This window comes from Rhizobium brockwellii, assembly GCF_000769405.2.
GTDB lineage: Bacteria > Pseudomonadota > Alphaproteobacteria > Rhizobiales > Rhizobiaceae > Rhizobium > Rhizobium brockwellii.
This window is the reverse complement of record NZ_CP053439.1, coordinates 2,372,868-2,394,059: the sequence shown is the minus strand read 5'-3', so window position 1 is coordinate 2,394,059 and position 21,192 is coordinate 2,372,868. Positions and strand designations below refer to the sequence as shown.

General features: G+C 62.9%; 25 protein-coding genes and 1 pseudogene. 19 read left to right on the top strand and 7 right to left on the bottom strand.

Annotation, left to right across the window (positions count from 1 at the left end):
* Positions 1-124 precede the first annotated feature (124 nt).
* The 6 genes from cobA (at position 125) to RLCC275e_RS11955 (ending at position 5,143) form a co-directional block, all read left to right on the top strand.
* Positions 125-964 (top strand): uroporphyrinogen-III C-methyltransferase, encoded by an 840-nt coding sequence (cobA, locus tag RLCC275e_RS11980; protein ID WP_033182237.1) that lies wholly within the window; start codon positions 125-127, stop codon positions 962-964.
* A complete protein-coding gene (locus RLCC275e_RS11975) occupies positions 961-2,268 on the top strand; it encodes a cobyrinic acid a,c-diamide synthase CobB (RefSeq protein ID WP_033182238.1) in 1,308 nt (435 codons plus the stop codon). The genes cobA and RLCC275e_RS11975 overlap by 4 nt, the downstream gene beginning before the upstream one ends.
* The gene (gene cobD / locus RLCC275e_RS11970) at positions 2,265-3,308 is read left to right on the top strand and encodes a threonine-phosphate decarboxylase CobD (RefSeq protein ID WP_033182239.1); all 1,044 of its coding nucleotides are present in this window, start codon (positions 2,265-2,267) and stop codon (positions 3,306-3,308) included. Before RLCC275e_RS11975 ends, cobD begins: the two co-directional genes overlap by 4 nt.
* Positions 3,305-4,285 (top strand): adenosylcobinamide-phosphate synthase CbiB, encoded by a 981-nt coding sequence (cbiB, locus tag RLCC275e_RS11965; RefSeq protein WP_130707702.1) that lies wholly within the window; start codon positions 3,305-3,307, stop codon positions 4,283-4,285. The genes cobD and cbiB overlap by 4 nt, the downstream gene beginning before the upstream one ends.
* Positions 4,286-4,374: 89 nt before the next feature.
* The gene (locus tag RLCC275e_RS11960; RefSeq protein WP_003540491.1) at positions 4,375-4,575 is read left to right on the top strand and encodes an ECs_2282 family putative zinc-binding protein; all 201 of its coding nucleotides are present in this window, start codon (positions 4,375-4,377) and stop codon (positions 4,573-4,575) included.
* 136 nt (positions 4,576-4,711) lie between these two features.
* Complete coding sequence (locus tag RLCC275e_RS11955) at positions 4,712-5,143, top strand: L,D-transpeptidase (RefSeq protein WP_171816949.1); 432 nt, start codon at positions 4,712-4,714, stop codon at positions 5,141-5,143.
* A gap of 31 nt (positions 5,144-5,174) precedes the next feature.
* Here the strand turns inward: RLCC275e_RS11955 and RLCC275e_RS11950 are convergent, their stop codons facing one another.
* Complete coding sequence (locus RLCC275e_RS11950) at positions 5,175-5,897, bottom strand: Crp/Fnr family transcriptional regulator (protein ID WP_033182241.1); 723 nt, start codon at positions 5,895-5,897, stop codon at positions 5,175-5,177.
* 155 nt (positions 5,898-6,052) lie between these two features.
* Here RLCC275e_RS11950 and RLCC275e_RS11945 point away from each other — a divergent pair, with 155 nt between their 5' ends.
* The 8 genes from RLCC275e_RS11945 to RLCC275e_RS11910 all read left to right on the top strand — a co-directional run bounded on the left by RLCC275e_RS11945 (position 6,053) and on the right by RLCC275e_RS11910 (position 12,795).
* Positions 6,053-6,286, top strand: a complete 234-nt coding sequence (locus tag RLCC275e_RS11945) for a hypothetical protein (protein WP_033182242.1) — start codon at positions 6,053-6,055, stop codon at positions 6,284-6,286.
* 52 nt (positions 6,287-6,338) lie between these two features.
* Entirely contained in the window at positions 6,339-6,617 is a 279-nt protein-coding gene (locus tag RLCC275e_RS11940) for an acyl carrier protein (protein WP_003540486.1), read from the top strand.
* Between the two features lie 202 nt (positions 6,618-6,819).
* Entirely contained in the window at positions 6,820-7,302 is a 483-nt protein-coding gene (locus RLCC275e_RS11935) for a 3-hydroxyacyl-ACP dehydratase FabZ family protein (protein WP_033182243.1), read from the top strand.
* Complete coding sequence (locus RLCC275e_RS11930; RefSeq protein ID WP_003560134.1) at positions 7,299-8,504, top strand: beta-ketoacyl-ACP synthase; 1,206 nt, start codon at positions 7,299-7,301, stop codon at positions 8,502-8,504. The genes RLCC275e_RS11935 and RLCC275e_RS11930 overlap by 4 nt, the downstream gene beginning before the upstream one ends.
* A gap of 12 nt (positions 8,505-8,516) precedes the next feature.
* Positions 8,517-9,806, top strand: coding sequence for a beta-ketoacyl-ACP synthase (locus RLCC275e_RS11925; RefSeq protein WP_033182244.1), 1,290 nt, complete (start codon positions 8,517-8,519; stop codon positions 9,804-9,806).
* A gap of 54 nt (positions 9,807-9,860) precedes the next feature.
* Positions 9,861-10,889, top strand: coding sequence for a zinc-binding dehydrogenase (locus RLCC275e_RS11920; protein ID WP_033182245.1), 1,029 nt, complete (start codon positions 9,861-9,863; stop codon positions 10,887-10,889).
* A 4-nt stretch (positions 10,890-10,893) separates the two neighbouring features.
* The gene (locus RLCC275e_RS11915; RefSeq protein WP_033182246.1) at positions 10,894-11,829 is read left to right on the top strand and encodes a lipid A biosynthesis lauroyl acyltransferase; all 936 of its coding nucleotides are present in this window, start codon (positions 10,894-10,896) and stop codon (positions 11,827-11,829) included.
* Positions 11,830-12,078: 249 nt separating this feature from the next.
* Positions 12,079-12,795, top strand: a complete 717-nt coding sequence (locus RLCC275e_RS11910; protein WP_033182247.1) for a PAS domain-containing protein — start codon at positions 12,079-12,081, stop codon at positions 12,793-12,795.
* A 28-nt stretch (positions 12,796-12,823) separates the two neighbouring features.
* Here the strand turns inward: RLCC275e_RS11910 and RLCC275e_RS11905 are convergent, their stop codons facing one another.
* From RLCC275e_RS11905 to RLCC275e_RS11895, 3 genes are all read right to left on the bottom strand, one after another.
* Positions 12,824-13,186, bottom strand: a complete 363-nt coding sequence (locus RLCC275e_RS11905) for a VOC family protein (RefSeq protein ID WP_003540467.1) — start codon at positions 13,184-13,186, stop codon at positions 12,824-12,826.
* The gene (locus RLCC275e_RS11900; RefSeq protein WP_033182248.1) at positions 13,187-13,585 is read right to left on the bottom strand and encodes a polyketide cyclase; all 399 of its coding nucleotides are present in this window, start codon (positions 13,583-13,585) and stop codon (positions 13,187-13,189) included.
* Between the two features lie 70 nt (positions 13,586-13,655).
* Entirely contained in the window at positions 13,656-14,447 is a 792-nt protein-coding gene (locus tag RLCC275e_RS11895) for a helix-turn-helix domain-containing protein (RefSeq protein WP_033182249.1), read from the bottom strand.
* 211 nt (positions 14,448-14,658) lie between these two features.
* Between RLCC275e_RS11895 and gnd the strand changes: the two genes are divergently transcribed.
* From gnd to RLCC275e_RS11870, 5 genes and pseudogenes are all read left to right on the top strand, one after another.
* Entirely contained in the window at positions 14,659-16,110 is a 1,452-nt protein-coding gene (gnd, locus tag RLCC275e_RS11890; RefSeq protein ID WP_171816950.1) for an NADP-dependent phosphogluconate dehydrogenase, read from the top strand.
* A gap of 153 nt (positions 16,111-16,263) precedes the next feature.
* Positions 16,264-17,022: a carbon-nitrogen hydrolase family protein gene (locus RLCC275e_RS11885; protein ID WP_033182251.1), complete on the top strand. Its 759-nt coding sequence runs from the start codon at positions 16,264-16,266 to the stop codon at positions 17,020-17,022.
* A gap of 42 nt (positions 17,023-17,064) precedes the next feature.
* A pseudogene (locus RLCC275e_RS11880) lies at positions 17,065-17,519 on the top strand (GNAT family N-acetyltransferase).
* A gap of 56 nt (positions 17,520-17,575) precedes the next feature.
* Entirely contained in the window at positions 17,576-18,085 is a 510-nt protein-coding gene (locus RLCC275e_RS11875; protein ID WP_033182252.1) for a GNAT family N-acetyltransferase, read from the top strand.
* 100 nt (positions 18,086-18,185) lie between these two features.
* Positions 18,186-18,803, top strand: coding sequence for a class I SAM-dependent methyltransferase (locus RLCC275e_RS11870; RefSeq protein WP_033182253.1), 618 nt, complete (start codon positions 18,186-18,188; stop codon positions 18,801-18,803).
* Positions 18,804-18,848: 45 nt separating this feature from the next.
* Here RLCC275e_RS11870 and RLCC275e_RS11865 read toward each other — a convergent pair whose 3' ends face one another.
* Genes RLCC275e_RS11865 through RLCC275e_RS11855 form a run of 3 tightly spaced genes read right to left on the bottom strand, consistent with a single transcriptional unit; the run spans position 18,849 to position 21,134 of the window.
* Entirely contained in the window at positions 18,849-19,394 is a 546-nt protein-coding gene (locus tag RLCC275e_RS11865) for an AAA family ATPase (protein WP_033182254.1), read from the bottom strand.
* Between the two features lie 15 nt (positions 19,395-19,409).
* Positions 19,410-20,486, bottom strand: coding sequence for a D-alanine--D-alanine ligase family protein (locus tag RLCC275e_RS11860; RefSeq protein WP_033182255.1), 1,077 nt, complete (start codon positions 20,484-20,486; stop codon positions 19,410-19,412).
* 33 nt (positions 20,487-20,519) lie between these two features.
* A complete protein-coding gene (locus tag RLCC275e_RS11855) occupies positions 20,520-21,134 on the bottom strand; it encodes a C39 family peptidase (protein WP_033182256.1) in 615 nt (204 codons plus the stop codon).
* Positions 21,135-21,192: the final 58 nt, after the last annotated feature.

The window sequence follows — 21,192 nt, the reverse complement described above, 5'->3', positions numbered from 1 at the left end:
GTGCGGGTTTTTTGAGAATTAGAATCCGCCTCTTCGCAAAGTGAGTCATATCAATCTCAGCAACTTCAAGTGAGGTGATGGGCGCGGCGTTGACCTTGCCCTTTGCGGGGCCTAGATCAGCAGGATGATCGATGCCGCATTCTCACATCTTCCGGTTCTGGAGCCGGGCAGTGTCTGGCTCGTTGGGGCCGGCCCCGGTGATCCAGGCTTGCTGACGCTGCTCGCCGCCAAGGGACTTTCCGAGGCCGATGTCATCGTTCACGACGCGCTGGTCAACGAGGAATGCCTGGCGCTGGCGCGGCCGGAAACGCTGGTGGAATATGCCGGCAAACGCGGCGGCAAGCCTTCGGCGAAGCAGCGCGACATCTCGCTGCGGCTGGTGGAGCTGGCGCGCGCCGGCAAGCGGGTCCTGCGGCTGAAGGGCGGCGATCCCTTCGTTTTCGGACGCGGCGGCGAGGAGGCGTTGACGCTGGTTGAGCACAACATCCCCTTCCGCATCGTGCCCGGCATCACCGCTGGCATCGGCGGGCTCGCCTATGCCGGCATTCCGGTGACGCATCGCGACATCAACCATGCAGTGACCTTCCTCACCGGCCATGATTCGTCCGGCATCGTGCCCGACAGGATCAACTGGGAGGCGATCGGCCGGGGCTCGCCCGTCATCGTCATGTACATGGCGATGAAGCATATCGCCGAGATCAGCACCCGGCTGATTGCCGCAGGCCGACTGCCGTCGGAACCCGTCGCCTTCGTCTGCAATGCCGCCACTGGCCGGCAGCAGGTGCTGGAAACGACGCTCGGGGAGGCGACCGAGGCCGTCGCTGTCTCCGGGCTGGAGCCGCCGGCGGTGGTCGTCGTCGGTGAGGTGGTCCGGCTCCGAGCCTCGCTCGACTGGCTCGGTGCGCTCGCGGGGCGGCGCCTGCAACCCGATCCATTCCGCCGGTCCGGCAAGGTGCGGGCATGAGCGGCCTCCTGATCGCAGCTCCTTCCTCCGGCGCCGGCAAGACGACGGTGACGCTCGGGCTGCTCCGAGCGCTTCGCCGGCGCGGCATCGCGGTTGCGCCCGGCAAGGCCGGCCCCGACTATATCGATCCCGCCTTTCATGCGGCAGCGAGCGGCACGCTCTGTCTGAATTTCGATCCCTGGGCGATGCGCCCGGAGCTGATCTCGGCCAATGCCGCCCTTCACCGTTCCGGCGACCGCATCCTCGTCATCGAGGCGATGATGGGGCTTTTCGACGGGGCGGCTGACGGAAGAGGAACGGCGGCCGATCTGGCGGCTCAGCTTGGGCTTTCCGTGGTGTTGGTCGTCGATGCCTCGCGCATGTCGCAGTCGGTGGCGGCGCTGGTTTCGGGTTTTGCCGGTTTCCGTGCCGATGTGCGGGTTGCCGGCGTCATCCTTAATAGGGTCGGCAGTGACCGGCACGAGGCGATGCTGCGGCAGGCGCTCGAAGCTATCCGCATGCCTGTCATCGCCGTCATCGGCAGCGACATGGCGCTTTCCCTGCCGGAACGCCATCTCGGCCTCGTCCAGGCCGGCGAACACGCGACCCTCGACAATTTCATCGACCATGCGGCGGATGCCGTCTCCGAGGAATGTAATTTTGAATTCCTGCTGCGAATCGCCAAGCAGGGGCTCAACCGGCCGTCGGCCGCCAATATCGACCGGTTGCCGCCGTTGGGTGCCCGCATCGCCGTGGCGCGCGATGTCGCCTTTGCCTTTTCCTACGAGCATATGCTGCTCGGCTGGCGCCGCCGGGGTGCTGCGATTTCCTTTTTCTCGCCGCTCGCCGACGAGGCGCCGGCTGGTGATGCCGATGCGATCTATCTGCCCGGTGGTTATCCCGAGCTGCATGCCGGGCGGCTGGCAGAGGCGCAGAATTTCCGCGCCGGCATGCTCGATGCGGCAGCGCGCGACATCCGGATCTATGGCGAATGCGGCGGCTACATGGTGCTTGGCGAGGGCCTGATCGATGCGGAGGGGCATCGCCACGAAATGCTCGGCCTGCTGCCCGTCGTCACCAGCTATGCCGAGCGAAAGCGTCATCTCGGCTATCGCCGTGTTGTGCCCCTCGACGGCGCCTTCTTTGCACGGATGATGACGGCCCATGAATTCCACTATTCCAGCGTCGTCTCCGAGGGCGAGGGCAAGCGGCTTTTTCAGGTGCAGGATGCGCTCGGAACCGACCTGGGTGCCGCCGGTCTCAGGCGCGACCAGGTGGCAGGCTCCTACATGCATCTGATCGATCTTGCCGGAGCCGCCGCATGAGCGCACCGATTGTCCACGGCGGCGGCATCACTGCGGCTGCCGCTGCCTTCGGCGGTAGCCCGGAAGATTGGCTCGATCTTTCCACGGGCATCAATCCGTGCCCCGTCGCACTGCCTGACATTCCGGCAAGAGCTTGGCATCGCTTGCCGGACCGGCATCTCATCGATGAGGCAAGACGTGCGGCGCGGGATCATTACCGCAGCGGCGAGATTCTGCCGCTGCCGGTGCCAGGTACGCAGTCGGTCATCCAGCTTCTGCCGCGTCTCGTCGATGCGGGTAGGCTGGTTGGCGGCACGGACAACAGGGTTGCCGTGACGGACAACAGGGTTGCCGTGGTAACGCCGACCTATGGCGAGTATGCGCGCGCCTTCGTCTCGGCCGGTTTTGCCGTCGATGCGGTCGACGATCTTGCCGCGGTCGGAGCCGGGCATCGGCTGGCTGTCGTCGTCAATCCGAACAATCCTGATGGGTTGATATGGCCGGCCGAAACGCTGATTGCCCTGCACGACAGGATGAAGGCAGCGGACGGACTTCTCGTCGTCGACGAAGCCTTTGGCGATACCGATCCGGCGCTCAGCCTTGCATCCCGTGCGTCGCAACTTTCCAACCTCATCATCTTCCGCTCCTTCGGCAAGTTCTTCGGGCTTGCCGGCCTGCGGCTCGGTTTTGCGATTGCGCGCAGCGATATTCTCACGCGTTTCGAAGACTGGCTCGGCCCCTGGGCGGTCTCCGGCCCGGCTCTTTCGATCGCAGGTTCTCTGCTGCGCTCGGACATTTCTCCGATTCCCGGCCGCATCAATGAACGCTGCGCCGGCCTGCATGGGGCGCTGAAGGGCGCCGGGTTGCAGATTTCAGGAGGGACGGCGCTCTTCACCCTTGTCGCCGATGCGAGAGCCGACGACATTTACACACATCTCTGCCGCCATCATATTCTCGTCCGCAAGTTCGACTATGCGCCGGAGTGGCTGCGTTTCGGGCTGCCGCCCGATCCGGCAGCAGACAGGCGGCTTGGCGAAGCCCTTCAGAGATTTGAACGATGACGATCGACGAAAACCTTCTCGTACTGCTTCTGGCGCTGCTGCTCGACCGGATCGCCGGCGATCCGCAATGGCTGTGGTCGCGGATGCCGCATCCCGTCGTCGTCTTTGGCGCGGCGATATCCTATGCCGACCGGCAGCTCAACCCAGCAAGCCTCACGGGCTCGCAACGCCGAATGAACGGTATCGCCGCCATCCTGGCGCTGCTTCTTTTGGCGGTGGCCGCAGGCTTCGTGTTCAACCGGTTCTTCGCGTTGTTCGGCCTTGTCGGCATCTTGCTGGAGACCGGGCTGGTGGCGATCTTCCTGGCGCAGAAGAGCCTTGCCGATCACGTCGCGGCCGTCGCCGCTGCGCTGCGCGAAGAGGGCCTTGCCGGCGGGCGAGCTGCCGTTTCCCGCATCGTCGGACGTGATCCCGAGACGCTGGACGAGCCGGCCGTCTGCCGCGCGGCGATCGAAAGCCTTGCCGAGAATTTCTCCGACGGCGTCGTGGCGCCGGCGCTCTGGTATGCCGTCTTCGGCCTGCCAGGGCTCTTCGCCTACAAGATGCTGAACACGGCGGATTCGATGATCGGCCATAAGTCGGAAAAATATATCGACTTCGGCTGGGCCGCCGCCCGGCTCGACGATGTTGCCAACTGGCCGGCCGCGCGCCTCTCCATCCTGCTGATTGCCGCCGGCGCCTGGATCCGGCGGGGAACAAGCGCCGGCCGTGAGGCGATCCGCGTGGCGATGCGCGACGGGGCCCTGCACCGCTCGCCGAATTCCGGCCGGCCGGAGGCAGCCATGGCGGGCGCGCTGAACGTCCAGCTCGCCGGGCCGCGCATCTATGGCGGCGTCATCGTGCCTGAACCGATGATCAACGACACCGGCCGCGACGTGGCGACCTCAGGCGACATCGAGGACGGCGTATCGGTATTTTATGCCAGCTGCATGGTGCTCGCCGGTGTTACGTTCGGGCTGTTTTTGTGTTTTCTGTAGGGTCGTGCCGTGCATGCCCCCAGTGGACAGGCCAAGCTCAAACGTTTATTCCGACCGCCTCATATCTCCATCAGACCGGAAGCAGAGCGATGACAGTTCAGGTTGAATTACCGTGCCCGAAGTGCAAGAGCACCAAGATGAAGTTCGAGCGTCCCGAGATCCGGGAGACCGACATCATCACCTGTGCCGCCTGCGGCCATAATCTCGGGACCATGGCCTCGATCCGCGAGAAGATGAACAAGGCCTACCAAGGACTCAATCAGGCTGGGGCGAAGCGCAAGCTTCAGTAAGCCTGCGGCGCACCCGCTTGCTGCCATGCGCCGTTAAAATTGTGATTACCATTCGGATTAAAGCAATATAATAAGTATTGCCGTAGTCTCTCTTTCGTGAGGGCGCAATTAAGCTGCGCGAGTTCGAAGAGGGGTTATGATGAAGACGATTTTGGCGGCTGTGGCCGCAAGTTTATTGCTGCAGTTCTCTCCCGTTGCTGCGCAGGCTGCAACGCTGGTCGCCAATATCAGCATCGGCAAGCAGATGATGACCGTTTCCGAGAACGGCTTCGTCAAGTATCGCTGGAAGGTTTCGACCGCGCGCAACGGCTATGTCACGCCGACCGGTTCGTGGAGTGCCAAGTGGCTGTCACGCGATCATCGCTCGCGCAAATACGACAATGCGCCGATGCCGTACGCCGTATTCTTCAACGGCGGTTACGCCGTTCACGCCACTTTCGACCTGAAACGCCTGGGCCGGCCGGCCTCGCATGGCTGCGTTCGCCTGCATCCCGACAATGCTGCGCAGTTCTTCTCGCTGGCGCGACAGGCCGGCCTTGCCAATACCCGCGTGGTCATTACGCGATAACCCAACGGGTTATGCGCCGCGCTGATTCCATTTATGCGCCGATCATCCGTTCCAGCGCATCCATGTCGGGAACGACAATATGTCGGAAGTTCTCGATGCGAATGACGCCGCTCTTGCGCAGCCGGGTCATCTGACGGCTGACGGTTTCGATCGTCAGCCCGAGGAAATCGGCGATCTCGGCGCGGGATAGCGGCAGGTCGAAGGCGGTGCTTGTGGCCGTTTGCGGTTCGGCATGGGTGGCGATGAGGTGGAGCAGGCTTGCGACCTTCTCCTCGGCGGTGCGCCGGCCGAGCGTCAGCATCCATTCGCGCGCTGCATCCAGCTCCTTCAGCGCCTGATCGTGCAGGCTGCGCTGCAGTTCCGGCGTCTCCGATATCATGCGGTCGAGCAGGTTGCGCGGGAAGACGCAGATTTCGGCATCGGTCGCAGCCTCGGCCGACAGCGTGCTTTCGCGCACGTAAGGCCTGCCGACGAAATCGGGAGCGAATTGCAGACCGACGATCTGCTGGCGCCCGTCCGGCATCACCTTACAGAGCTTCACGACCCCGCGCATGATGTTCGAATAGAAAGAGCTTTCCGACCCTTGTGCGATGATCTCGCAGCCAGCATCGACCCTGCGGCGCAGCGAGTGGCGGCCGAGGTCCTTCAACTGACCGCTCGACAGTACGCCGCAGACGACGCCGTGCCGCGCCTGGCAGGAACGGCAGGCGACGGGGATGCCAACCTCGAGAACCCCACTATGTGCGACGTCCATATCCTGATCCCTTCGAAATCCACATGTGCGGGGCGTAGCTGCGCATGCCCGGCATGCTGGCCATACCCTAGACGATTACGCTGCGATTGCGGGTTCGGCTATCCCGATTTCTTCCAGCGCGGCTTGATGATTATCAATTTTGGCCGGATCGCCATTTGATCCAGATCAAAGTTTGTGTGCCCTGGCTGTTATTGGAAGTGCGGCGTCGAGACGAGGCCGTCCGCGGGTTTGATTCGGACGGCTTCTTCGCCCTCGCCGGCGAGACGGGTTTACTGCAGCGGCATCGCCTCGCGCCTTGGGTGAGGGCAAAGGCCGGCATTCCATTGCTGTTTAGGCAACACCCAGCCTGCAAATTGCCGCAACGCCGGGACGAAAGCATTGGCTTTTGAAATGGATTTGCCTATGAGGGGGGTTAAATCGTCATTTCATGAGGTAGAGCGCGTGACCGCTACATTCGATAAAGTTGCCGACATTATTGCAGAAACCAGCGAGATCGATCGCGCGACGATCACGCCGGAGAGCCATACGATCGACGACCTCGGTATCGACAGCCTCGATTTCCTCGACATCGTCTTTGCGATCGACAAGGAATTCGGCATCAAGATCCCGCTCGAAAAGTGGACGCAGGAAGTCAACGAAGGCAAGGTTTCCACCGAAGAATATTTCGTGCTGAAGAACCTCTGTGCCAAGATCGACGAGCTCAAAGCCGCCAAGGCCTGAGCGATATAACAGTCTTTTTTGAACGCCCTGCCGCCGTGAATATGGCGGCCGGGCGGTTTCGTTCCTAACTAGTGCATGCCGCCCAAAAGTGCGCAGCGTTTTGGGACAACGGCATGTATAAAACAAAGACCTAGAGTGCGAACCAGACGCGCTTTAGGCGTCACCGGCGGGCGGATCTGGCCTGTCGGGCCGGAGGATCCGAATGCTGCTGGAATATTTCCAGATGATCGACCGCGTCGAAGTGGTCGACCTGAAGAAGGGCACGCTTAAGGCGCGATCCGTCGTGCCGGCGAAGAGCCCCGTCTTCGAGGGCCATTTTCCCGGCATGCCGCTCGTTCCCGGCGTGCTGCTGATCGAGACCATGGCCCAGGCCTCCGGCATGCTGGTGCTTGCCGTCACCAATTTTGCCGCCATGCCCTTCCTGATGACGGTCGACGGCGCCAAGATGCGCACCTTCGTCGAACCGGAAGCCGTGCTCGACATCGAGGCGGTGCTGGAGCATGACGGTTCGGGTTTCGCGGTCACCAAGGCTAAAATCACCAGCGGCGGCAAGAAGGTCTGCGATGCGCAGTTGAAGCTGCGCACCATGCCGTTTTCCGAGGTGCCGCTCGGCGATATCGTGAAGAAACGTGCCAGCGAGATCGGGCTTCTCGAAGCGATCGCGGCGCAGGGAGTGATTGGATGAGCAAGGCTGCAAACGACGTCGTCATCTCGGGCATCGGCATCGTCACCTGTCAGGGCGTCGGCAAGGATGCGCATATCGCGCTGCTTTCGGCCGCCAGTGCGCCGAAAGCGATCGTCGAGACCGAGAAGTTCAAGCCCTATCCGGTGCACCCACTGCCCGAGATCGACTGGTCGCAGCAGATCGCCAAGCGCGGCGATCAGCGCCAGATGGAGAACTGGCAGCGCATCGGCGTCTTCGCCGCTGGCCTTGCGCTCGACGATGCCGGTTTCAAGGACGATATCGAGGCCTGTGGCACGATGGACATGATCGTGGCGGCCGGCGGCGGCGAGCGCGATATCAATGTCGACACACTGATCGTCGATGAGGCGCTGAAGCGCAATGACCGCGAGTTGCTGCTCAACGAGAAGCTGACGACCGAGCTGAGGCCGACACTGTTCCTCGCCCAGCTTTCCAACCTGCTCGCTGGTAATATCTCGATCGTGCACAAGGTCACCGGCTCGTCGCGCACCTTCATGGGCGAGGAAGCGGCCGGCATATCCGCCGTCGAGACCGCCTTCTACCGCATCAAATCAGGCGAATCCTCGCATGCGCTTGTTGGAGGCGCCTTTGCGGCCGAACGGCCTGATATGATCCTGCTCACCGAAGCGATCGGCGCCCATGCGCGCGGCGACTGGGTGCCGCTCTGGTCGCGTAGACCCAGCGACGGTGGCGGCATGATCACCGGTTCGGCGGGCGCTTTCCTGGTGCTCGAATCGCGCAAGCATGCTAGAGCCCGCGGCGCCCATATCTATGCCGTCATCGACGCGGTCGAGGGCGATCGCGGCAACCGCAATTCCGGCAATCTCGAAGTCCGGCTGGAGCGGCTTTTGGCGCCGGCTGCCGGGCTTGCCACTGAAAGCACGGCGATCTTTTCCGGATCGACCGGCATGCACGATCTTGCCGCCCGCGAGCGGGCGGTGCTCGAACATCAATTGCCGGACGTTGCGATCCGCGGCTTCGGCGGCGTCACCGGCCATACGATCGAGACGCAGTTCACGCTGGGTCTGGCGCTTGCGGCCCTTGCCGTCGACGGCAAGGCAAAAGTTCCGCCCTTCGACGCCGCCCATGAGGCGCCGATGCGGGCAGGGGCCACGGCCGCCGTCGTGACCATGGTCGGACACCAGCGCGGCGAGGGCGTTGCCGTTCTTTCCGCAGATGCGTGAGGAGTGAGAGATATGACAGCTTCAGCTTATAGAGATCACCTCGGCCGTCCGATCGTGGCTGTTACCGGCATGGGCATCATCACCTCGCTCGGCCAAGGCCTCAGCGACAACTGGGCAGCCCTTACCTCCGGAACGTCGGGCATCCACGAGATCAACCGCTTCCCGACCGAGGGCCTGTCGACGCGGATCGCCGGCACTGTCGATTTCATCGGCATTCCGGTGCCGAATGCCGTCGAGCGCTCCTATGCCTTCGCCCGCGAAACGACGATCGAAGCGCTTGCCAATGCCGGCCTGTCCGGCGATTTCAACGGCCCGCTCTTCCTCGCCGCCCCGCCGATCGAACCGGAATGGAGCGCGCGCTTCGAGCTTGCCGACCGTTCGCCGGCCTCCGACCATCCGGGTGACGCCTATGAGCGCTTCCTGACGGCGCTGCGCCAGCGTCCGGACCCGGCCTTCCATGAAGCAGCGCTGTTCGGCGCTATTTCCGAGCGCCTTGCTGACCGGTTCGGCACGCGCGGCTTGCCCGTGACGCTGTCGACGGCTTGTGCATCGGGTGTCACGGCGATCCAGCTCGGCATCGAGGCAATCCGCCAGGGCCGCACGGATCGCGCGCTGACGGTCGCGACCGACGGATCGCTGAGTGCCGAAGCGCTGATCCGCTTCTCGTTGCTGTCAGCCCTTTCGACGCAGAACGATCCGCCGACCAAGGCTTCCAAGCCATTCAGCAAGGATCGTGACGGCTTCGTCATCGCCGAGGGGGCGGCGACGCTGGTGCTGGAATCGCTGGAATCAGCGGTCGCCCGCGGCGCTAAGGTGCTCGGCATCATGAAGGGCGCCGGCGACAAGGCCGACAGCTTCCACCGCACCCGGTCGTCGCCCGATGGCGGCCCGGCAATCGCGACGATCCGCGCGGCCCTTGCCGATGCCGGCATCGACGAGAGCGGCATCGGCTACATCAATGCGCACGGCACCTCGACGCCGGAGAACGACAAGATGGAGTATGGCGCGATGTCGGCCGTGTTCGGCGATCGGCTCGTTGGCGGCATCCCGGTGTCGTCGAACAAGTCGATGATCGGCCATACGCTGACGGCGGCGGGCGCCGTCGAGGCGGTGTTCTCGCTGCAGACGATGTTGACCGGGACGCTGCCGCCGACCATCAACTACAACAATCCCGATCCGTCGATCGTTCTTGATGTCGTGCCGAACAAGAAGCGGGAGGCCCAGGTTTCGGCCGTGCTTTCCAACTCCTTCGGCTTCGGCGGGCAGAATGCCAGCCTTGTCATGGCGCTCGAACCGGCTTAAGCGGTTCCCGACAAATTCGAGACAAAAAACGCCTTCAGGGCGAGGGATTTTGCCATGCGCGCTTTGCAACTGATCGACGACCGCAAGCTTGAGATCACCGATCTGCCGGAACCTGACGCCCCAGGTGCGGGCGAGGTGACGCTGCGCGTCAAGGCGGTGGCGCTCAACCATATCGATGTCTGGGGTTGGCGCGGCATGGCATTCGCCAAGCGCAAGATGCCGCTGGTCATCGGTGCGGAAGCCTCCGGAGTGGTGGAATCGATCGGGCCGGGCGTTGCCAACGTGCTGCCGGGCCAGCTCGTCTCCATCTACGGCGCGCGCACCTGCGGCCTCTGCCGTCCCTGCCGCGAAGGCCGTGACAATCTCTGCGAACATGTCTCGGGCGTGCACGGCTTCCATCTCGACGGCTTTGCGCAGGAGAAGGTCAACCTGCCGGCGCGCCTGCTGGTGCCGGCTCCTCCCGGCGTCGACGCGATCGGTGCGGCGCTTGCTCCGGTCACCTTCGGCACGGTCGAGCACATGCTGTTCGACAATGCCAAGCTTGAGCCGGGCGAGACGATCCTCGTCCATGCCGGCGGCTCCGGCATCGGCACGGCGGCGATCCAGCTTGCCAAGAAGATTGGCTGCACCGTCATCACCACGGTCGGTTCGGACGACAAGATCGAGAGGGCCAAGGCGCTCGGCGCCGATCAGGTCATCAACTACCGCACCGAGCGTTTCGAGGGCGTGGTGCGCAAGCTCACCAAGAAGAAGGGCGTCGACGTCGTCTTCGAACATGTCGGCAAGGACACCTGGGCAGGCTCGATGCTCTGCATGAAGCGCGGTGGGCGCCTCGTCACCTGCGGCTCGACCTCGGGTGTTTCCACTGAGATGAACCTGATGATGCTGTTCCAGCAACAGCTGAAGCTCTTCGGTTCCTTCGGCTGCCGCATGGAGAACATGGCGGATGCGATGCAGAAGATGGGCCGCGGGTTGGTCCATCCTGTCATCGATACCGAAGTCAGCTTCAGCGATATAGACCGGGCGTTGGAGCGGATGGAATCGCGCCAGATCTTCGGCAAGATCATCCTGAAGATGGATTGAGCGCGTGAAGCTGTTCATCACCCGGATCGTTCTGGCGCTCAGGAATTTCCAGCAATGGCTGGTGGCTCAGCTGATGTTCGGCTTCATGAATTTCCTGAAGCTGTTTCCGGCCGACGGCGCGATCCGCTTCGCCGACAGGATGATGCGCCGGCTCGGCCGACTGACCAGCCGACACAGACTGATGCTGACCAATCTGCGCAACGCCTTTCCTGAGAAGAGCGAGGCCGAGATCGAGGAGATCGCGCTCGCCAGTTGGGGCAATATGGGCCGGCTTGCGGCGGAATACGTCTTCCTCGACCAGCTGTTCGACTATGATCCCGAAAAGTCGGAGCTGGGCAGGGTGGAGGTGTCGGGCGTCCCGATCTTCCTCGACCTGCGCGACAATCCGCGCCCTTTCATCGTCTTTACCGGCCATACCGCCAATTTCGAGCTGCTGCCGGTGGCGGGCGCCGCCTTCGGGCTCAACGTGACCGTGCTCTTTCGGCCGCCGAATAATCCTTATGTCGCCAAGAAGGTGTTCGACTTCCGGAGCGCCCGCATGGGCAAGCTGGTGCCCTCGCACGCAGGCTCGTCTTTCGCGCTCGCCCGTCAGTTGGAAGCAGGTCAAGGCGTGGGCGTGCTGGTCGACCAGAAATTCCGCAAGGGGCTGAAGGGCACCTTCTTCGGGCGCGACGTCAAGACCAATCCGCTGCTGCCGAAGCTGGTGCGCCAGTTCGACTGCGAAGTCTATCCAGCGCGCTGCATCCGGCTGCCGGGAAATCGATATCGGCTGGAAATCGAGCCGCGGCTGGACATGCCGCGCGATGCCAAGGGCAATCTCGACCTGCCGGCCGCCGCCCAGCTGCTCAACGACAAGGTGGAAAGCTGGGTGCGGGAATATCCGGAACAGTGGCTCTGGTATCACGACCGCTGGCAGATCAAGCAGACGCTCGCGCCTTAGAACAGGATGATTTCAGGCCGGCATGATGCCGAAAACCGCTCACACTTTTCGGCATCATGCTCCAAAAACATCCACCCTCATTTATCAGCGGTGAAAAGCGGCAGGTGCTCTCGGATTGAAACTGAGGGCACTTCATGTTACCCGTCACCACCAAGACGCGAATAATGTCTACCGGAAGGCGCATTTTTGGGAAATGCAGCCATGTGAGGTTTCGGACTCGTCTCTTGGGACAATGGGAGTGGAGGCGTCTTGCTGGAGCTTTTTCGAGCTTTTTCCTTGCGTTGCGTGCAAATCGAGGAAGCCATACGCCTGGGCGACGATCAGCGCGTCACGGCGCTCGACCGCCATGTCGAACCGCTGGTCGAGGCAATCCTCGCCTACCGGGCCGTCAATCTGCTCGAAGTCTACATGCAGCTGCAGTTTGTGAGCCATCTGATCAGCCAGGATGCCGACGACAGCGCCAGCGTCACGGAGCACACGTCGGTGCTTTCCTACCTGCTCGACCGCTATTTCGGGGCACATGGGCCGGACTGGCGCGTGCCTTCGCCGCAGGATGTGCGCATCGAGGCGCCGCCGGCCTATGTGCCTGATACCGACAATGGCCAGTTCCTCAACGCGGTAATCCTGGAAAGCCTGCCGGATCGCGTGGCGGTGCTGACAAGGGACTATCGCTACCTCTATTCCAATCCAGCCAACAGCGCCCATCTCAACAGGAAGCCGATGGAGCTCATCGGCCGTCACCTTTCCGAATTCATCGGCGAGGAGCGGTTTGCCGAATGCGCCAAGCATAAGCTCGACGCCTGTTTTGCCGGCGAACAGATCGACTATTCCTATGAGCGCTCGACCGGCAGCGGCGAATCGCGGCAAGTGCGCTGTCGCATGTCACCGCTGCGCGATGCGGGCGGTGCGGTGATCGGGGCCCTGCTCGTCATGGAAGATCTCGATCGGCTGTCGCAGGCTGCCTGATCCAACTCGGCTGCCTCGGGCAGTCTGGCTAAGCAGCCGCCCAGACGGCGAGCTCGTAACCATCGCGGTCGAGGAAGTGGAAGCGACGGCCGCCGGGAAAATCGGTGATCGGCCGGCAGATCGTGCCGCCGGCTCTTTCGACTGAGGTCAGCACTTCTTCCAGATCACTGGCATAGACGACGACGAGCGGGCCGCCGCCCGGCCGCACCGGTCCGAAATCGGAAAAGCCGCCCTTCAGCCGGCCATCGTCGAATTCGCAATAATTGGGGCCGTAATCGGTGAAGCGCCAGCCGAAGGCCGAGCCGTAAAAGGCTTTGGCGGCGGCGATGTCAGCAACGTTGAATTCGACATAGTCGATGCGGCGGTCGTGGTTTTCTGTCTTCTCGGCCATCTATCTCTCCATCAGGGCTTTCAGCATGGCGAGATCCTTCTCGACATGGGCGGCATCGGCGGAAAACTGTGTGTCGGTCATGCCGGGTAGGCGCAGCAGCGTGAACATGACCTCGCAGCCATCGCCGTTCGGCACGATGCGCAGGGCATTATAAACCCTTAGGCCGGATTCGATCGTCACCGTATGGTCGATCACGCCGAATTCATTGGCAGGAACGAAGCTCACCTTGACGCTGCCGAGAGCGCCGTGGGCGATCCAGTCGGCGCCGTGAGGCTCTAAGCCGGTCGCAAGGCCGGAGGCCCAGAGCGGCATGTTCTCCGGCTTGCCGGCGAAGTCATAGACGTCGCGCCAGTCGCGCTCTATCGACAGGTGTAGGATTTTCGCGGGCATTGTCGACATGGCTTGCAGGTCCCTGGCATTTGGTTTCGTCAGAATAACAGACCGGCCAGCAGCGTCTTGAACAAAACGGTCAATCGGCTCTTTGCCGTATGCTGAGCTGGCCGAGAATGACCGCAGGTGTCAGCGTCGAGAGTTCGCCGACCTCGCGTGTCATGTGGGGCTGGTCGGCAAAGCCCGATTCGAGCGCAAGGCGGGCGAGCGGCATCGCGCCCGACCTGCGGCAGAGGTCGAGGAAACGCTGGAACCGGCGAATCCGTTCCAGCGTCTTTGCGCCGTAGCCGAAATGGTGGTGGCAGCGGCGGCGCAGCTGCCTTTCACTCATGCCGAGGCGGTCGAGCAGGCCGGACACCGGGCGAGCATTGTCGGCGGCGGCGAAGATCATGGCGGCGTCGCGGGCGGGCTCCTCGTCATCGCGCGCGGTCTCTTCGAGCAGGCGGCTAAACAGCGCCGTGGCGGCCGAGGGGGCAGGACAATCCGCAAGCCGCGCTTCGAATTCGGCGGTGTCCTTCCGGCCGATGTCAGCAAGGGGCACCGAGCAGCCGACCAGTGCCGAGAGCGGCGTCTTCAGCCAGGGTGCTGCGGCGCCGGGCGCAAAACGTGCGCCGATGACAGTCGCGCCCGGCCGGATGACGGGAAAGGCCGCTGTCCGGTCAGGGCCGGCGACGACCAGCCGGCCGTCGATCCAGAGCAGGTCGCAATAGCCGTCCGGTACAATCGCCACCATTGCCGGCGGTCCGTCATGCAGCGCATGCGACCAGAGGCGGCTGAAATGGCGTCGCAGCGCCGGCGGCGGCATAGACTCGCGGTAGCGGCCGGCGCGGGCCGCCAGGAGAGCCGTATCTTTTCGTCTTCCCGATGCCAATGCGATATCTCCCGATGCCCCGATGATAACATGAGATAGGGCATTGCGGGCAGGGCGCACGAAAAACTCAGGGCTTCCGGACTGGGCGCCAGCCGGCTGGTTGTCGGACAAGCGGCGATATTGCAAGCTTCATTTCATTGGCTTTTGCGAACCGATTAGACCCTTGCGAGACTTGCCGTTTGACCGAGACAGTGCCACAACACCGGTCCAAATGACACATCGGAGGTTTGTCGTGGAAAAGGCAGAAATCGGACTGATCGGCCTTGCGGTCATGGGCTCCAACCTGGCGCTCAACATCGCGGAGAAAGGCAATAAAATCGCGGTGTTCAACCGCACGCCGGAGAAAACCGGCGAATTCTACGAAAGCTCCGGCGATCTGAAGAAGCAGATTGTTCCCTGCAAGACGATCGAAGAGTTCGTCGATGCGATCCGGCCGCCGCGTCCGATCATCATCATGATCAAGGCGGGCGAGCCCGTCGACCAGCAGATGGAGCTGCTGCGCCCGCATCTCTCCAAGGGCGACATCATGATCGATGCCGGCAACGCCAATTTCCGCGACACCGTCGCCCGCTTCGACCGGCTGAAGAATACCGATCTGACCTTTATCGGCATGGGTGTTTCCGGCGGCGAAGAAGGTGCGCGCCATGGCCCATCGATCATGGTCGGCGGCACCGAAGAGTCCTGGAAGCGCGTCGAGAAGGTGCTGACATCGATTGCCGCTCGCTACAATGACGAGCCCTGCGTCGCCTGGCTCGGCAATGACGGTGCCGGCCATTTCGTCAAGACCATCCATAACGGCATCGAATATGCCGACATGCAGATGATCGCCGAAATCTACGGCATCCTGCGCGACGGCCTCGGCAAGAGCGCCTCCGAAATCTCCGGCATCTTCGGCGAATGGAACAAGGGCCGGCTGAACTCCTACCTGATCGAAATCTCCGAGAAGGTGCTTGCGGCCACCGATCCGGTCTCCGGCGGGCCGATGGTCGACATGATCCTCGACAAGGCAGGCCAGAAAGGCACCGGCAAGTGGTCGGCGATCGAGGCGCAGAACATGGGCATTCCGGCAACGGCGATCGAGGCCGCGGTCGCCGCCCGCAGCCTCTCTTCGATGAAGTCGCAGCGCGAAGCCGCCGAAAAGATCTTCGGCACGCAGGCCGTGTCCTTCCCGATCGCTTACGGCCCCGAGCTCAACAAGGATCTCGAACTGGCACTGTTTGCCGCCAAGATCGGCGCCTATGCGCAGGGTTTCGCGGTGATGGCGGAAGCATCGCGCGAGTTCAACTGGTCGCTGCCGATGCCGACGATTGCCAGGATCTGGCGTGCCGGCTGCATCATCCGTTCGCAGTTCCTCGACGAGATCACCTCGGCCTTCACCAAGGCACCTGATGCTGCGAACCTGATCGTCACGCCGGCTTTCTCCGACATGGTCAAGGAATCGATCCCGGCGCTGCGCCGCGTCGTCGGTGCCGCGATTGCCGCCGGCCTGCCGGTTCCGGCGCTGACCTCGGCGCTGACCTATTTCGACGCCTATCGCCAGGGCAGGGGAACGGCAAACCTCATCCAGGCACAGCGCGACTTCTTCGGCGCCCACGGCTTCGATCGCCTGGACGGCAAGGATTTCCATCACGGCCCCTGGGGCAGCGGTGCCTCGACCTTCTGAGGTTGCTGAAAATAGATCGAGGAAAAGCCCGGCCGCCGCGCCGGGCTTTTTCGTGGTTGCTGCCTCATGCTACCGTCGGCAATCCGCTGTCTTGGCGCTGCCTGCACAAGCCTGACCGGGTAGGCTGCAAGTCGTCCAAACGCGGAGATCAAGGTGAAGAGCATTCGGATAGCCGCCGCGCAGACGCCTGAATTTCGGGAGAATGTCCGGGCAGCGTTGGATTATGCCGTTAAGGTCACAGCGCTTGCTGAGGCTGATGGTGCGGCCTTGCTTGTCTTTCCCGAAGGTTTTTTGCAGGGCTACTTGGTCGATGAACCATCGGCGCGCCGCGTTGCTCTCGATTTCACATCCGCCGAGTTCGCCGCGGTCCTGGACCGGCTGCCGAAGTCGGGACCGGTGCTGGTCATGGGGCTCATTGAGGTCGATGACGGGCGATTGTTCAACACCGCTGTTGTCATCGAGCGCGGCGTTCTCGTTGGCCGCTATCGGAAAGCCCACCTGCTGCGCGGCGAACGGGCTTTCGAGGCGGGAAAGGAAAGCCCGCTCTTTGCGGTCGGAGACCTGCGCTTCGGGATAAACATCTGCTACGACACGAACTTTCCTGAAGCAGCCGGAACGATCGCCGCGGCCGGCGCATCCCTGATCCTATGCCTCTCCAACAACATGATGCCAAAGGACAAGGCGGAAATATTCAAGGAGCGGCACAACGCGGTTCGCGGCGAAAGATGCCGCGAAACCGGCCTGTGGCTGATCTCGTCCGACGTGACAGGCGAGCGCGACGGGCGCATCGCCTGGGGGCCGACGGCGGTGCTGAACCCGGAAGGGCAGGTCGTGGCGCAGCTGCCGCTGGAGGAACCCGGCTTGCTGGTCTTCGACTTTCCTTGCATAGAATCTTTGAGCTTTAGCGATTGAGGATTGATAGAGATGCTTATCTGAGACGAAACGCCGGAGGATATCGACGCGATCCATGATCTGACCTGGACCGCCTTCAAGCCGATGCCTTACAGCGACGGGACGGAAGCGGAGATTTTCCGAAGACTTCGCGAAAACGGCGATCTAACGATATCGCTGGTCGCTGAGCAGGATGGCGAGATCTTGGGGCATGTGGCGTTTTCGTCGACGGCGCGCATGACGGCTGGTTCGGGCTGGGGCCGATATCGGTCAAGCCGGAGAGACAGCGGCAGGGGATCGGCAAGGCCCTGATTGCCAGGGGTCTCGAACTGCTGAAGGGGATGGGTGCCAGCGGATGCGCGTTGATCGGCAATCCCGACATCTATAGCCGTGTCGGTTTCAGCAGTGACGGGCAACTGAAGTACCTCGACATCGATACGCGGCTCGTGCAGCGGATTGTTTTTCGCGGATCCCCGCCAAGCGGGACGTTGCAATTCGCCCAGGCATTTGAAAGCTAGGATATTCCCTTCAACGGCCGAAACTCCAAACCCAAGCTGACAGAGAAGGCGACGGCATGTCCGAAACGGGCGCGATGACCATTCGAACCGAGCGTCTCAGGCTCCGCATGCCAGATATCGACGATTTCGCCGCCTATGCGCAGCTGATGGCGTCGCCGAGATCGGTCGGAATGGGCGGCCCGTTCGATCTGCGCGCGGCGTGGGGGATGTTCTGTCACGACGTCGCTCTGTGGCAGCTTTTCGGGCACGGAGCGCTGACGGTCGAGCTTGGCGAAACCGGCGAATGCGTCGGTCAGGTGGGGATCAATCACGGACCGCTCTTTCCCGAAAAGGAATTGGGCTGGTTCGTCTACGAGGAATACGAGGGCAGAGGCTATGCGACCGAAGCGGCCCTGGCGCTGCGCGACTGGGCTTTTGCGACGGTCAAGCTGCCATCGCTTGTCAGCTATATCGCTCCTGGCAATGCTGCTTCCGTTGCCGTTGCGGAACGGCTGGGCGCGCGCCTCGATCCCGCAGCACCCCGAAGTGATCCTAAGGATCTGGTCTACCGTCACTTCGCTTGCTGAACGGAGAACATTGAGGCGCACTGCGACTGGTTGCAGACGCCTCAGTCCCTACATGTCGATCAGTTAGGATGTCGGGCTTCGCAAGAGATGGGAATATCGGATGACAAGCGGGAAACGGGAACACTGGGACGAGGTCTACCGCACGAAATCTGCCGACAGCGTCAGCTGGTATCAGCCGGCGCCCGGGCCTTCCTTGCGGGCGCTTGACGAGCTGCAACTGCCGGTCACGGCCTCGCTGATCGATGTGGGCGGCGGCGCATCAAACCTTGTCGACCGTCTTATTGAGCGCGGGTGGTCCGACCTCACCGTCCTCGACATCGCCGCGCCGGCGCTTGAGGTCGCCAAGGCGCGGCTGCGGGATGAAGCCGGCCGGATCGCCTGGATGGTTGCCGACGTCATGGCATGGCAACCCGAACGCCATTACGATGTGTGGCACGACCGCGCCGTCTTTCACTTCCTCACCGAACCAGAGCAGCGGCTGGCCTATCGTCGAGCACTCGAAACCGGCACGGCGCCGGGTAGCGTCTTGATCATCGCGACCTTTGCGCCCGACGGGCCGGAACGGTGCAGCGGCCTGCCGGTCCAGCGTTACGACGCGGTGGCGCTTGCGACCGAATTTTCGTCCACCTTCGCGCTTCAGCGCGACTGGCGCGAGGAGCACGCAACACCCGCTGGTGGCCGGCAGTCGTTCCAGTGGTGCGTCTTTCGCAGGCGCTGAGCCCTTGGAGACGGCGGCCGAGAGGCATGACCCTGATGATCTCGTCTACGGCTGCCTCGTTTCGCGAGAGAGGCAGTCGAGGATGAAATCGGCCCGGTCGGCGATCGCGATTTTCGGCAGCATGACGATGTCGTAGCCGAGCATCGGATAGATGGCGGCCAACCGGTCATATTCTGCGACCGCCTCGTCGAAGCCATGGCGCCGCTCGGGGTCGGTCGTGTAGATTTCGGGCCATGGCGGGGTCAGAAAAACCCTCTGGTGATAGCGGTGGGCGACGCTCAATTTTTCCAGGACCGGTTCTCCAGTCAGGTGCTGCAGCGCTGCCGCCGCATCGATCAGCCCGCGATCGAAAAACGTCCAGCCCGCCTGCTCACGCGCCGCCGCGTGATCGGCGATCGCCATCTCGATTGCGCGGCGGGCAAAGGCCGCCATGTCGACCCAGGGCAGGGCTGCGCCGTTGCCTTCGAGTTCCTGTTTGACGATCCGTCGGCCGGGCTCTTCGACGACGGCATGACCGCGGGCGGCGAGTTCCGCAAGCAGTGTCGATTTTCCGCCGCCGGAACATCCCGAAATCAGGACCAGCCTGTTCATGATCAAGCTCCCGTCTCAGGTGGCTCGTCGGGCGCGCGCCAGGCCGTGGTCCACCAGGCGGTCGATGATTTCGGCGTAGGTGACGCCGCTTGCCGCCATGGCCTTGGAATACATGCTGATATCGGTGAAGCCGGGGATGGTGTTGATTTCATTGACGAGGAACTGCATGTCCTCCGTCAGGAAGAAGTCGATGCGGGCCATGCCGTCGCAACCGACGGCCCGGAAGGCTCTTGCGGCCACGTCGCGCATGGCAGCCTCGACCTCCTGCGGCAGTTCTGCCGGCACTTTCAACGCGGCACCTTTCTCGTCGATATATTTGGCATCGTAGCTATAGAAGCCGTGGCTTTCCGCCGGCACGATCTCGCCCGGCCGGGAGACGAAGAGTTCGCCTGCCGCATCTTCCAGCACACTGAATTCGATCTCGCGGCCACGCACGAATTCTTCGGCGAGCAGCGTGCGATCGTGGCGGAAGGCCTCAGTAAGGGCGGGCGCGAATTCCTGGCTGGCATGGACCTTGGCGACGCCGACCGACGATCCCTGCCGCGCCGGCTTGATGAAGAGCGGCAGGCCGAGTTCACCTTCGAGGGCTGCCAACGAAGGGGCCGCACCCTGATGGATCGTCACCGCACGCGCTACCGGCAGGCCCGCCGCCCTCAGCAGGCGCTTGGCGATGTCCTTGTCGAGCGCTGCGGCGGAGCCGAGGATGCCACAGCCGGCAAGCGGCACGCGAGCCACCTCCGCCACGCCTTGCACTGAGCCGTCTTCGCCATGGGGGCCGTGCAGCACGGGAAACAGGATGTCGATCCTTGCCAACTCATGCAGCGCGCCATGGGCCGGGATCGCCAGCATCCGGCCCCGTCCGCCCGGCACGAGGCAGATTTCCGTGCCTGATGATGGCGTCGCCAATATGCCGTCTTCGAAACTGCTTAGCAGCCATTGTCCTGCGCGGGTGATGAAGATGGGGACGGCATCGTATTTTTCGGGCTTGAGCGCGCCCATGACATTGGTTGCCGAGAGCACGGAAACCTCATGCTCGGCCGAGCGTCCGCCGAAGAGCACGGCAATGCGCAGCCTGTGTGGGGAAGGGGTCATGAAAGCCTCCGAAGCGATCTGGTGTTGAAAAGGTCAGGCGTCGACCGATATGCCGCGATTGGCGAAGAAGCGGTCGAAGACGGCAAGCGGCAGCGTCACATCGGCCTGGCTCGCTTCGTCGTGGCCGGACGGGTTGTGAAAACGGATCGTCTCCTGCGAGGCTGCCGTCACCAGCACCAGGTGTCCGCCCTTCGACGGCGGCTCGCGCTCTGGCCAGCGGATGCCCGAGTTCACCGAGGCGATGAAAAACCGGCGCTGCGACAGAAGCTCGGGAATGGCCGAAGTCTCGACGCCGGTCATCGTCTCCGCGTTAAGCCCGAAACGGTCGGCGGCGAAGCGGACGAAGGGCGCGTAGACCAGCCCTTTGATCGAGGCATCGATCTCGTTGACGACATAACCGCCATAGGCGGTGCAGGCGCGGGCAAGCTCGAGAGTCGGATGGATCTCGCCGCGGGCAGCAAGGATCATCTTCAGGCAGGCCATGCCGCAGACATTCAACGCCCAGCGCGCATATTCCTCGATCGTCGCGGCCCCAGAATGGCGCCAGAGCGGATCGCTGAGCAGAGCCTGCGATCCCTCGGCAAGCACCGGCAGTGTCATGCCGGGTGTTTCCCATTGGCTGAAATAAGGCACGCCGCTCTGCTGCATCCAGTCGATATCCCCCTTGGTTCATCTTATCAGATGGCCGGCAATCTTGGCTTTTTTC